Source organism: Variovorax sp. 160MFSha2.1, from assembly GCF_048305075.1.
GTDB classification, from domain to species: Bacteria; Pseudomonadota; Gammaproteobacteria; order Burkholderiales; family Burkholderiaceae_C; genus Variovorax; species Variovorax guangxiensis.
On the sequence record NZ_CP157624.1, the window covers coordinates 3236570 to 3249140 of the forward strand.

The window sequence follows — 12571 nt, forward strand, 5'->3', positions numbered from 1 at the left end:
CGAAAAGAGAAAAGGGCCTTCGGGCCCTTTTTCATTCCCGCTCTGTTTGCGGGGGCTGTGGATCAGAGTGGTGTCAGAGCGGCGCCAGGCCAGACGGACGGTTGGCGTTGCAGTATTCGATGAAGGCGTCGAGGTCCCGCGACTTGTCGAACACCGCGTCGGCGCCCAAGGCGGTGCAGCGCGCCCGGATGTCGGCCGTCACGTAGTTGCTGAGGACCACGACCCGCTGGCTGGGCTTGCGCTCCTTGCAGCCGCCGAGTACGCCGAGGCCGGAGCCTTCCTTCAGGAACAGGTCGACGATGAGCAGTTGCCAGTCGTCGGGATGCGCAGCGAGCCAGGCGAGGGCGTCGCTCTCGGTCTCGGCGAAGCCGACCACACGGCCATTGACCAAATCCTCGAGTGCCGGGACCAGGTTGTCCCTGATGGTCTTGTTGTCCTCGACGAGGAACGTGATGAGGGCCATGCCGTGGTTTCGCTTTGAGAACGAATAGCGTAGCGTGCCTGACGCTGCCCACGCGTAGGAGAAAGGATATGGACGCGGTGCGCCGCCCCGTCAGTCCGAACCCTCGGCGCGGATCTTCGCCTTGAGCTTCTCGGCCAGCGCCTGGCTTTCGTCGCGCTCGGCCGTCACCTCGAGCCGTTTCTCGATTTCCTCGCTCAGGGCCGCATTCACCTCGGCGAGCTTCTCGGCGGACTGGGCCAGCTTTTCCTCCAGCTGGCTGGTGTGCTCGATGGCCTGCGCCACCTCGCCGACCTGCACTTCCTCGGGCAGCTCCTGCTCGAGCACCGTGTTCACCACGGCGAGGTTGTCCGATGCCCGCTGCACTTCGGCGGCCACCTGCTCGCTCTTCTCGAGGGTGTGGTCCAGCGTTGTGGTGCCGCGCGGCGGGTTTTTGGGTTTTCCGGCCATCGGAGTTCCTTAGGGGGGCTTGGAAGTAGAACCTTTGGATCGTACTGCCAGACGAGGGGCTCGGGAGGCCATGGCTGGTTGTTGCAAAGCAACGCATTGCCTTTCAAGCCGAGGGCGCGACCCGGATGGCAAAAACAAAAAAAGCCCAGGTGCTTTGGGCAACCTGGGCTTCTTGTTTCTCTGGCGGAGCAGGCGGGATTCGAACCCGCGGAGGGCTATTAACCCTCACACGCTTTCCAGGCGTGCGACTTAAACCGCTCATCCACCGCTCCGAAGCCCACGATTGTAGCAGTCAGATCAGCCCTGATTCGCCTGACCTTGCGCCGAAGACTTGCCGGCCTGCACCATCCGCATCGCCGAAGCGATGAGCGAGGCGGTCTCGGTCATGTTGCTCGGCACGATCAGCGTGGTCTTGGAGTCGGCCGCGACCTTGCCGTAGGCGTCGACAGCGCGCTCGGCCACCTTGAGCTGCACGGCCTGTTCGCCGCCCGGCTGGCGGATGGCGGCCGCCACCCGCTCGATGGCATCCGCCGTCGCCGTTGCCACCGCCGTGATGGCCGCTGCCTCACCCTGGGCGTTGTTGATCTGCGCCTGCTTCTCGCCCTCGGAACGGGCGATGAAGGCCTCGCGCTCGCCGGTGGCGATGTTGATCTGCTCCTGGCGGCGGCCTTCGGAAGCCGCGATCAGCGCGCGCTTCTCGCGCTCGGCGGTGATCTGGCGCTGCATCGCCTGCAGGATTTCCTTCGGTGGCGTCAGGTCCTTGATCTCGTAGCGCAGCACCTTCACACCCCAGTTCAGCGCCGCCTCGTCGATCGCCGCCACCACCTGGGCGTTGATGACGTCGCGTTCCTCGAAGGTCTTGTCGAGTTCCAGCTTGCCGATCACGCTGCGCAGCGAGGTCTGGGCGAGTTGGGTGACGGCCACGATGTAGTTCGACGAGCCGTAGCTGGCGCGCATCGGGTCGGTCACCTGGAAGTACAGGATGCCGTCGACCTGCAGCTGCGTGTTGTCGCGCGTGATGCAGATCTGGCTGGGCACGTCGAGCGGGATTTCCTTCAGGCTGTGCTTGTAGGCGACCCGGTCGATGAACGGGATCAGGAAGTTGGGGCCGGGCGTCATCGTGCCGTGGTACTTGCCCAGCCGCTCGCGGATCCAGGCGTTCTGCTGCGGCACGAACTTGACCGACTGGCTGATGAAGATGATCGCGATGACCAGGATGATGAGGGGTACCGAAAATTCCATGGTGCGCTTCCTTTTCTGAGTTCTACCTACGACAGACTGACTGACTAACTAAACCTTGTCGACCACCAGCCGGCTGCCGACCACTTCGACCACGCGATGCTCGCCGGTGGAGGGCGTGCGGCCGGCCCGCTGGACCACTGTCCACTGAGCGCCCCGGTAGCGCACGGTCGCCGTGCCGTCGGCGTTCCAGGCGTCGACCTGCACGCTCTCGCCGATGTCGAGGTTCACGTCGCGGTTGGCTTCGGTGGGAGGGGCAGGGGGACGCCTGCGCTGGATCGTGTACCAGACCAGCACAGCCCCCACGCCGATGACGGCCGCCACGATCAGCTGAGTGACGGTGCCGAAGCCCAGGTGCGCGGAGATCGCCGCAGCCGCGAAGCCCGCCGCCAGCAGCAGGAGATAGACGGTGCCCGAGAGCAGTTCGAGCACGATGGCCGCCCCCGCGATCAGCCACCAGACAGTGGAATTTGCCATGTCGACTCCTCGTTTTTGCTTGTTCGATGCGCGCCATTCTGAGGCATCCGATCCAAGCGCTTGTCCTACGTAGGGATACTGGGCAGGAAAGGGAAAAACCGGTCTTGTCCGACGGCACCGGATGTCTTGCGCGAAGCTGACCGGATCCGTCATCCGAATTCCGTACACTTCGCGCCTCGCTACATTGCCCTGTGTGTCCTTTCCAGCCTGACCGTCCGGAGCCCCGCTCATGAAATTCCGCTTTCCCATCGTCATCATCGACGAGGACTTCCGCTCCGAAAACACTTCGGGCCTCGGCATCCGCGCGCTTGCGCAGGCCATCGAGACGGAAGGTTTCGAGGTGCTGGGCGTCACCAGCTACGGCGACCTGAGCCAGTTCGCCCAGCAGCAAAGCCGCGCCAGCGCCTTCATCCTGTCGATCGACGACGAGGAGTTCACCATCGGCCCCGACCTCGACCCGGCCGTGCTGAACCTGCGCACCTTCATCGGCGAAGTGCGGCGCAAGAACGCCGACGTACCGATCTACATCTACGGCGAGACCAAGACTTCGCGGCACCTGCCCAACGACATCCTGCGCGAGCTGCATGGCTTCATCCACATGTTCGAGGACACCCCCGAGTTCGTGGCGCGTCACATCATCCGCGAGGCCAAGAGCTACCTCGAGAGCGTGCAGCCGCCGTTCTTCAAGGCGCTGATCGACTACGCGGAAGACGGCTCCTACTCGTGGCACTGCCCGGGCCACTCCGGCGGCGTGGCCTTCTTGAAAAGCCCCGTGGGCCAGATGTTCCACCAGTTCTTCGGCGAGAACATGCTGCGCGCCGACGTCTGCAACGCCGTGGAAGAGCTGGGCCAGCTGCTCGACCACACGGGCCCTGTGGCGGCCAGCGAGCGCAACGCGGCGCGCATCTTCAACGCCGACCACTGCTTCTTCGTGACCAACGGCACCAGCACCAGCAACAAGATGGTGTGGCACCACACGGTGGCGCCGGGCGATGTGGTGGTGGTCGACCGCAATTGCCACAAGTCGATCCTGCACGCGATCATCATGACTGGCGCGATTCCGGTGTTCATGAAGCCCACGCGCAACCACTTCGGCATCATCGGCCCCATTCCCAAGAGCGAGTTCGAGCAGAGCGCGATCAAGGCCAAGATCAAGGCCAACCCGCTCTTGGCCGACGTGGACGCCGACAAGGTCAAGCCGCGTGTGATGACGCTCACGCAGTCGACCTACGACGGCGTCATCTACAACACCGAGACCATCAAGAACATGCTCGACGGCTACGTCGACACGCTGCACTTCGACGAGGCATGGCTGCCGCACGCGGCCTTCCACCCGTTCTATGGCGCCTACCACGCGATGGGCAAGCGCCGGGTGCGTCCGAAGGAGTCGCTGGTGTTCGCCACGCAGTCCACCCACAAGCTGCTGGCCGGCATCAGCCAGGCCAGCCATGTGCTGGTGCAGGACTCGCAGAACCGCCAGCTCGACCGCGACCTCTTCAACGAGGCCTACCTGATGCACTCGTCGACCAGCCCGCAGTACGCGATCATCGCGAGCTGCGACGTGGCCGCCGCCATGATGGAGCCGCCCGGCGGTACCGCGCTGGTGGAAGAGAGCATCCTCGAGGCGCTGGACTTCCGCCGCGCCATGCGCAAGGTGGAAGAGGAGTTCGGCAAGGACGAGTGGTGGTTCAAGGTCTGGGGCCCCGAGAAGCTCGTCGAAGAGGGCATCGGCCGTGCCGAAGACTGGATCATGCATGGCGAGAAGAACGGCCAGCAGAAGACCGGCAAGGGCAAGAACTCGTCGCGCAACTGGCACGGCTTCGGCGAGCTGGCCGACGGCTTCAACATGCTCGACCCGATCAAGTCGACCATCGTCACGCCGGGCCTGGACCTCGAAGGCAACTTCGCCGAGACCGGCATCCCGGCCAGCGTAGTGACCAAGTTCCTTGCCGAGCACGGCGTGATCGTGGAGAAGACGGGCCTCTACAGCTTCTTCATCATGTTCACCATCGGCATCACCAAGGGCCGCTGGAACACGCTGCTGACTGCGCTGCAGCAGTTCAAGGACGACTATGCGCGCAACCAGCCGATGTGGCGCATCATGCCGGAGTTCTGCCAGCAGCACCCCGGCTACGAACGCCTGGGCCTGCGCGACCTGTGCCAGCACATCCACCAGCTGTACGCGCGCTACGACGTGGCCCGCCTCACGACCGAGATGTACCTGAGCGACCTGACGCCGGCCATGAAGCCCAGCGACGCCTTCGCCCACATCGCCCACCGCAAGACCGAGCGCGTGGAAATCGACGACCTCGAGGGCCGCATCACCACCAGCCTGATCACGCCGTACCCGCCGGGCATTCCGCTGCTGATCCCGGGCGAGGTGTTCAACAAGAAGATCGTCGACTACCTCAAGTTCTCGCGCGAGTTCAACACGCAGTGCCCGGGCTTCGAGACCGACATCCACGGCCTGGTGGCGCGCGTCGACGAGACGGGCAAGAAGCGCTACTACGCGGACTGCGTCAAGGAATCCAGGTAAGGGGCGAGAGGGCTGATCAGGGCTGATTGGCCAGCCCAGCAGCCGGCCAATCAGCCTTCGCGCACCCGCATGAAGCGTGCGAAGCGGGGCAGGCCCTTGGCGGTCAGGCCGTTGTAGCGGTAGGTCACCCAGGTGCCGATGGCGGGCGGATTCTCTCGCTCGGCATCGGTCAGGCCGGTGCCGAGCCTGAAGCGTTTGCCGTCGGGCGTCTCGACCACCAGCGCGCCCAGCCGGGTGCTGTGCCTGCCCTTGCCGGGCAGGTGCTCGATCACTCGGGCTTCGGCGTCGTCGTAGGGCTTGACCTTGAGCAGGTCGTTGCCACGTTCGCCCTTGTAGAGCGAAGCCCCGCGGTGGAGCATCAGGCCTTCGCCGCCCATCTTCACCGTCTTGTCGAGCAGCGCCTGCAGGGCTTCGTGCGTGGTGGCGCGCTCCTGTGGCACGGGCACGACCCACGGCGCGTCGGTGATGGGCAGCAGCCTGCGCAAGGCAGCCAGCCGCGTCGTGAAGTCGCCGGGCTGCGCAGGCAGGTCGAAGACCATGTAGCGCATCTCGTGCCAGGCGATGTCGTTGGGTGTCTGGTTGCGTGCGGTCGACACCGCGTGCGCGAACCGGCCCCGGCCGGCCCAGAGCTCGCCGTCGAGCGGCTGCTTCGGCAGCGGAGTGGTGAACCATGCCGGGGCGACGATGCGCTCGCCGCCGCGCGTCCAGAGCTGCCTGCCGTCCCAGAAAGCGCGCACGCCGTCGTACTTCTCGCTGACCCAGTAGTCCGCCAGCGACATGTCCCGGCGGTAGGTCTCGGCCAGCATCAGCGGCGGCGCGGGCTCGCGCGCGAGCGCGGCCGGCGCGATGGCCAGGCCGAAAGCGGCGAGCAGCAGGGAGCGGCGGTTCAACACGATGCTATGAAATAGAGAGCAAAAAAAGCAAGGCCGCTTGCGCGGCCCGTCTTGGTGGGCGTTGGGCGGGCTACTCGGCCATGCCTCCGACCACGTTGCTGAAGCCGCCGTCCACGTAGGTGATCTCGGCAGTCACGCCGCTGGCCAGGTCGCTCAGCAGGAAGGCGGCGACGTTGCCCACTTCCTCGATGGTCACGTTGCGCCGGATCGGCGATGCGTCGGCCACGGCCGCCAGCATCTTGCCGAAGCCCTTGATGCCGCTGGCCGCCAGCGTCTTGATCGGGCCCGCGCTGATGCCGTTGACGCGCATGCCCTTCGGGCCCAGCGAGGCGGCGGTGTAGCGCACCGAGGCTTCGAGCGAGGCCTTGGCCAGGCCCATGGTGTTGTAGTTGGGCAGCGCGCGCTCGGCGCCTAGGTAGGTCAGCGTGAGCAGGGCCGACTTGTCGTTGAGGTAGGGCAGGGCTGCCTTGGCCATGGCCGGGAAGCTGTATGCACTGATGTCGTGCGCGACCTTGAAGCCCTCGCGCGAGAGCCCGTCGAGGAAGTCCCCCGCGATGGATTCGCGCGGCGCGAAGCCGATGCTGTGCACGAAGCCGTCGAACTTGGGCCAGGCCAGGGAGAGGTCGGCGAAGAGCTTGTCGATCTGGGCATCGTCGCTCACGTCGCAGTCGAAAATGAGCTTCGAGCCGAAGTCTGCGGCATATTCGGTGATACGGTCCTTGAATCGCTCGCCGACGTAGCTGAAGGCGAGCTCCGCGCCCTGGTCGTGACAGGCCTTGGCAATGCCATAAGCAATGGAGCGATTGCTCAGTACACCGGTGATCAGCAGTTTCTTGCCCGAAAGAAAGCCCATGGGGTTGCCTTGTGAAAATCTTGGGCAGAATTCTCGCATGCGAGGTTGGCTGCTTCTGACGATGGCTCTCTTGGCGCCCACCTCGTGGGCGGCACACGGTCTGGGCATGGGCTACGAGCCCAAGTACCCGGCGTCCTTCAAGAATTTCGACTACGTGAACCCCGACGCCCCCAAGGGCGGCGACCTGGTCCTGTCGTCCAGCGGGAGCTTCGACAAGCTCAATCCGTTCACGCTCAGGGGTGTGCCGCCGGTGGGCATGGGCTACAGCTCCAACGGTTTCGTGTTTTCCGAGTACGGCCTGGTCTTCGACTCGCTGATGACGCCCAGCGAGGATGAACCCTTCTCCAACTACGGCCTGCTCGCCGAGGACGTTCAGCTGGCGCCGGACCGCCTGAGCGTCACCTTCCGCCTGAACCCGAAAGCGAAGTTCTCCGACGGTTCCCCTGTGCTCGCGAAGGACGTGAAGTACTCCTTCGACACCCTGATGAGCAAGCAGGCCGGCCCGACCTTCCGCTCCTACTGGGTGGACATCAAGGACGCCGTGGTGGTCGGGGAGCGCACGATCCGCTTCGATTTCAAGCGCCAGAACTCCGAGTTGCACATGATCATCGGCCAGTTGCCGGTGTTCTCCAGCGCCTGGGGCAAGGGCAAGCCCTTCGACCAGATCGTGAGCGAGCCGCCGATCGCCAGCGGGCCCTACGTGGTGGACAAGGTCGATTTCGGCAAGTACATCTCGTACCGCCGGCGGACGGACTACTGGGCCGCCGATCTGCCGGTGCGCAAGGGCATGTTCAATTTCGGCTCGGTGTCCTACCAGTACTTCAAGGACAAGCTCGGCGAGGAAGAGTCGCTCAAGGCCGGCTCGCTCGATGCGATGGAGGAGGGCTCGATCATCGCCTGGGTGCGTCGCTACAAGGGCCGCCGCTTCGACTCCGGCGAGCTGATCAAGGAAGAGATCTCGCACCGCCGCTTCACCGGCATGCAGGGCCTGGTGCCCAACCTGCGGCAGCCCCGCTTCCAGGACATGCGCGTGCGTCAGGCACTCGCGCTGGCCTTCGACTTCGACTGGCTCAACCAGCATCTGTTCTATGGGCGCCGGGCGCGCACCACGAGCTACTTCCAGAACAGCGACGACCTGATGGCGCAGCCCGAGGTCACTCCGGAAGAGCAGGCGCTCATGGATCACCTGAAAAACAGGCAGCGCTACATCGACAACACCAGGGGCGAGCTGCCGCGCCCGGCCGCAAGCGGAGACACGGCCGAGGGCCTGCGCCGCAACCTCGTGCGCGCGCAGGAACTGCTGCGGGAGGCGGGCTGGACCTACAGGAACGGCGCCCTGCGCGACAAGGACGGCACGCCCTTCGTCATCAACTTCGACATCGCGGATCGAAGCTCGGGCGTGGTGCTCGCGCCTTACGCGCGCAACCTCGCCAAGCTCGGGATCACGCTCGACTACCGCCTTCGCGATCCGAGCCTGCTGAAGAAGAAGCAGGACGACCTCGAGTTCGACATGGCCATCAACATCGCCGGTGGCTCGTCGAGCCCGGGCAACGAGCTTTTCGACGACTTCGGCTCCAAGTCGGCCAACGAGAAGGGCAGCCAAAACCTTGGCGGCATCAGCGATCCGGTGATCGATGAGATCCTGGAGGTGATCGTCAACTCCCCCGACCGCAAGTCGCTTGCCGCTGGCGCGCGCTTGCTGGACCGTTACTTGCTCCACCAGAACTACGTGATCCCGATGTACTACGGCAAGCAGTATTTCATTGCCCACAAGCGCAAGCTGCGCCGGCCGGAGGCCCCGCTGCCGCAGCGCCTGCTCGCCGGCTCGGCGATGCTGACGATGTGGTGGATCGACCCCGCCGCGAAGTAGCCGGGCGGACGGACCAGCAACCCATAAGCAAACCGAGACACGAGCAGACCAGACCGCATGGCCGCCTACCTCCTCAGACGCCTTCTGCTGATCATTCCCACGCTGTTCGGGGTGCTGCTGATCAATTTCATCATTGTCCAATTCGTTCCGGGCGGTCCCGCCGAGCAACTGCTGTCGCAGCTGACGAACAAGGAGAACCGCATCTCCGGCGGTCCCGCCGGGCGCGCCCTCGATGCCAGGCAGGTGGCGGAAATCAAGGCGCTCTATGGCTTCGACAAACCAGCGCCGGAGCGTTTCTGGCAGATGCTCAAGCAGTTCGCCAGCTTCGACCTGGGCAAGAGCTTCTTCCAGAGCAAGGACGTATGGCAGCTCATCAAGGAGAAGCTGCCAGTCTCCATCAGCCTCGGGCTCTGGACCTTCTTCATCAGCTACCTCATAGCGGTGCCGCTCGGCGTGGCAAAGGCGGTGCGCGCCGGTTCGCGCTTCGACTTCCTGACCACGCTTCTGGTGCTGGTCGGCTATGCCATTCCGGGCTTCGTGCTGGGCGTGGCGCTGCTGGTGATCTTCGGCGGCCAGCTCCAGTGGTTCCCGTTGCGCGGGCTGACCTCGCCGAACTGGGAGTCGCTGAGCTGGGGCGCGCGAATCGTCGATTACCTGTGGCATATCACCCTGCCGGTCACGGCGATGGTGCTCGGCAGCTTCGCGATCACCGCGATGCTCACCAAGAATTCCTTCCTGGAGGAAATCCGCAAGCAGTACGTGCTGACGGCGCGCGCAAAGGGGCTGGCCGAGCGCCAGGTCCTGTGGAAGCACGTGTTGCGCAATGCGCTGATTCCGATCATCACTGGCTTCCCGGCGGCGTTCATCGGCGCCTTCTTTGCGGGTGCGCTCCTGATCGAGACGCTGTTCTCGCTCGACGGCATGGGCCTTCTGAGCTACGAGAGCGTTCTGCGACGCGACTACCCGGTGTTCCTGGGCACGCTCTATCTGTTCACGCTGATCGGACTGGTGACCAAGCTCATCTCCGATCTCTGCTACGTCTGGGTCGATCCGAGGGTGAAGTTTGACTGACAAGAAGAACGAAGCACCCGCCGTGGTGTCGGTGAGCCCGGGGCGCCGCGCCTGGCGCCGCTTTCGCCGCAATCCGCTCGGGTTCTGGAGCCTGGTGATTTTCTCGGCGCTTGTGGTGCTGAGCCTTTTCGCCGACGTGCTGTCCACCGACAAGCCGCTCATCGTGCGCTACGAGGGTCAGACCTATTTCCCTGTACTGCGCGACTATTCCGAGAAAACCTTCGGCGGCGATTTCGAGACGCCGACCGACTACCTCGATCCATTCATCGAGCAGCGCATCACGCAGGGCGGCAACTGGGCGATCTACGCGCCCAACCGCTACGGTCCCAGCACGCTCAACTACTTCTCGAAACCGCCGAACCCCGCGGCGCCCTCGGGCGAAAACCTGCTCGGCACGGACGAGCGGGGGCGTGACCTGCTGGCGCAGCTGATCTACGGTTTCCGCGTGAGCGTGCTGTTCGCGCTGGCGCTCACGGTGATCGGCGTGGTGCTGGGCGTTGCGACCGGCGCGGTACAGGGCTTCTTCGGCGGCAAGACCGATTTGACCTTCCAGCGACTGATCGAGATATGGAGCGCGATGCCGGAGCTGTACCTGCTGATCATCTTCAGCGCCATCTTCACGCCCAGCGTGGCGCTGCTGCTGATTTTGCTGAGCCTGTTCGGCTGGATGGGGCTGTCCGACTACGTTCGTGCCGAGTTCCTGCGCAACCGGCAGATGGACTACGTGCGCGCGGCGAGGGCGCTCGGCGTGGGCAACCTGCAGATCATGTGGCGCCACATCCTTCCCAACAGCATGGTGCCGGTCGTTACTTTCCTGCCGTTTCGCATGAGCGCGGCGATCCTTGCGCTGACTTCGCTCGACTTCCTAGGGCTCGGCGTGCCGCCCGGTACGCCGTCGCTGGGCGAGTTGCTGAGCCAGGGCAAGGGCAACATCGATGCCTGGTGGATTTCGCTGTCGACCTTCGTTGTGCTGGTCGTCACGCTCATGCTGCTGACCTTCATGGGCGACGCCCTGCGCGACGCTCTCGATCCCCGGAAGGCCGACAAGTGATGAGCAGCGACGTACAACAAACCGCCGGCAATCGGCAGCCTCTTCTCGAAGTGGATGGCCTTCGCATCGCCTTCGGCGGCAAGGAGGTGGTGCACGGCATCGACTTCCGGATGGCCGCGGGCGAGAAGCTTGCGCTCGTCGGCGAATCGGGCTCGGGCAAGACCGTCACCGCACTGTCGCTGCTGCGGCTGGTGCAGAACGCCGAGCTTTCGGGCAGCGCCCGGCTCTTCGGCAACGGGCAGAAGGAGCAGAAACAGCAGGTGCCGCGCGACCTGTTGTCGATCCCTGAGCGTCAACTGCGCGGCATCCGCGGCAAGGAGATCGCCATGATCTTCCAGGAGCCGATGACCGCGCTGAACGCGCTCTACACCGTGGGCGACCAGATCGCCGAGGTGCTCGAGCTGCACGAGGGCCTCTCGAAACGGGAGGCGCAGGCGGCGGCGGTCCAGCTGCTGGCCGATACGGGCATTCCCGAGCCGGCGCGGCGGGCCAGGGCGTTCCCGCACCAGCTCTCGGGAGGCCAGCGCCAGCGCGCGATGATCGCCATGGCGCTCGCCTGCAAGCCGCGCCTGCTGCTGGCCGACGAGCCGACCACCGCACTCGACGTGACCGTGCGCGCGCAGATCCTCGACCTGCTCGCCGACCTCCAGCGCAAGCACGGCATGGCGGTGCTGCTCATCACGCACGACCTGAACCTGGTGCGCCGCTTCGCCGATCGCGTGGTGGTCATGGAAGGCGGTCAGATCGTCGAGCATGGCCGGGTGGCCTCGGTGTTCGAGGCGCCGCAGCATCCCTACACGCGCAAGCTGATCGACAGCCATCCCGAGCGTGACGTGGCAGCCGTGGCCGTGAACGCCGGCACGTCGCCGCTGATCGAGGCGAAGGCGCTGCGCGTGAGCTATCCGGTGCCGAAACCGGGTTTTGCCGGCTGGTTCGGCAAGGGCGAATTCGTGGCGGTGCAGGGCGCCGATTTCCGCATCGCGCCCGGCGAGACGCTGGGCGTGGTCGGCGAGTCGGGCTCGGGCAAATCGACACTGGCGCTGGCAGCGCTGGGATTGCTGAAGCACAAGGGCGCGCTCACGGTCGCCGGCAAGGGCTGGGCGGTGGACCGGGCCTCCGACCTGGCGCTGCGCCGGGTGATGCAGGTGGTGTTCCAGGATCCGTTCTCCTCGCTTTCTCCGCGCATGACGGTGGAGCAGATCGTGGGCGAAGGGCTGCGGGTGCATGCGCCGGAGCTGGGTGTCGAGGCGCGCCGCGCGCGTGCGCTGGCCGCGCTGGCCGACGTCGGCCTGACAGAGGCGCAGTTTCCGGCGCTGCTTGATCGCTATCCGCACGAGTTCTCGGGCGGGCAGCGGCAGCGGCTGGCGATCGCCCGGGCGCTGATCGTCGATCCGCAACTCCTGGTGCTCGACGAGCCCACGAGCGCGCTCGACGTCACGATCCAGAAGCAGGTGCTGGGCCTGCTGCAGCGGCTGCAGCGTGAGCGGGGGTTGAGCTACCTGCTGATCACGCACGACGTGGAGGTGATCCGTGCGATGGCGCACAACGTCATCGTGATGAAGGACGGCGCCATCCTCGAAACCGGGCGGGTCGAACAGGTGCTGGACGCGCCCGAGCACCCCTATACGAAGAAGCTGGTGGCCGCCGCGCTGCTGGAATAAGACGGAGACT

General features: G+C 65.2%; 11 protein-coding genes and 1 tRNA gene. 5 read left to right on the top strand and 7 right to left on the bottom strand.

Annotated features, from left to right (window positions below):
• Positions 1-73 precede the first annotated feature (73 nt).
• The 5 genes from ABL838_RS14635 to ABL838_RS14655 form a co-directional block, all read right to left on the bottom strand.
• Complete coding sequence (locus ABL838_RS14635) at positions 74-463, bottom strand: response regulator (protein WP_126019503.1); 390 nt, start codon at positions 461-463, stop codon at positions 74-76.
• A 90-nt stretch (positions 464-553) separates the two neighbouring features.
• Positions 554-910 (bottom strand): hypothetical protein, encoded by a 357-nt coding sequence (locus ABL838_RS14640; protein ID WP_126019505.1) that lies wholly within the window; start codon positions 908-910, stop codon positions 554-556.
• Between the two features lie 181 nt (positions 911-1091).
• A tRNA-Ser gene (locus tag ABL838_RS14645) sits at positions 1092-1182 on the bottom strand.
• Positions 1183-1207: 25 nt separating this feature from the next.
• Complete coding sequence (locus tag ABL838_RS14650; RefSeq protein ID WP_126019508.1) at positions 1208-2152, bottom strand: SPFH domain-containing protein; 945 nt, start codon at positions 2150-2152, stop codon at positions 1208-1210.
• A 48-nt stretch (positions 2153-2200) separates the two neighbouring features.
• Positions 2201-2626 (bottom strand): NfeD family protein, encoded by a 426-nt coding sequence (locus ABL838_RS14655; protein ID WP_126019510.1) that lies wholly within the window; start codon positions 2624-2626, stop codon positions 2201-2203.
• 229 nt (positions 2627-2855) lie between these two features.
• Here ABL838_RS14655 and ABL838_RS14660 point away from each other — a divergent pair, with 229 nt between their 5' ends.
• A complete protein-coding gene (locus tag ABL838_RS14660; RefSeq protein ID WP_126019512.1) occupies positions 2856-5162 on the top strand; it encodes an arginine/lysine/ornithine decarboxylase in 2307 nt (768 codons plus the stop codon).
• Positions 5163-5212: 50 nt separating this feature from the next.
• On the opposite strand, the gene ABL838_RS14665 is transcribed toward ABL838_RS14660, so the two are convergent.
• Both ABL838_RS14665 and fabI read right to left on the bottom strand, forming a co-directional pair.
• Positions 5213-6055, bottom strand: a complete 843-nt coding sequence (locus tag ABL838_RS14665; protein ID WP_418125738.1) for a DNA ligase — start codon at positions 6053-6055, stop codon at positions 5213-5215.
• A gap of 70 nt (positions 6056-6125) precedes the next feature.
• Entirely contained in the window at positions 6126-6908 is a 783-nt protein-coding gene (gene fabI, locus ABL838_RS14670) for an enoyl-ACP reductase FabI (protein WP_418125739.1), read from the bottom strand.
• A gap of 61 nt (positions 6909-6969) precedes the next feature.
• On the opposite strand from fabI, the gene ABL838_RS14675 reads away from it, so the two are divergent.
• Genes ABL838_RS14675 through ABL838_RS14690 form a run of 4 tightly spaced genes read left to right on the top strand, consistent with a single transcriptional unit; the run spans position 6970 to position 12561 of the window.
• On the top strand, positions 6970-8778 hold the full coding sequence (locus tag ABL838_RS14675) for an extracellular solute-binding protein (RefSeq protein WP_418125741.1): 1809 nt from the start codon (positions 6970-6972) through the stop codon (positions 8776-8778).
• 57 nt (positions 8779-8835) lie between these two features.
• The gene (locus ABL838_RS14680) at positions 8836-9849 is read left to right on the top strand and encodes a microcin C ABC transporter permease YejB (protein ID WP_126019520.1); all 1014 of its coding nucleotides are present in this window, start codon (positions 8836-8838) and stop codon (positions 9847-9849) included.
• On the top strand, positions 9842-10900 hold the full coding sequence (locus tag ABL838_RS14685) for an ABC transporter permease (protein WP_240650478.1): 1059 nt from the start codon (positions 9842-9844) through the stop codon (positions 10898-10900). Before ABL838_RS14680 ends, ABL838_RS14685 begins: the two co-directional genes overlap by 8 nt.
• Entirely contained in the window at positions 10900-12561 is a 1662-nt protein-coding gene (locus tag ABL838_RS14690; RefSeq protein WP_418125742.1) for an ABC transporter ATP-binding protein, read from the top strand. Before ABL838_RS14685 ends, ABL838_RS14690 begins: the two co-directional genes overlap by 1 nt.
• Positions 12562-12571: the final 10 nt, after the last annotated feature.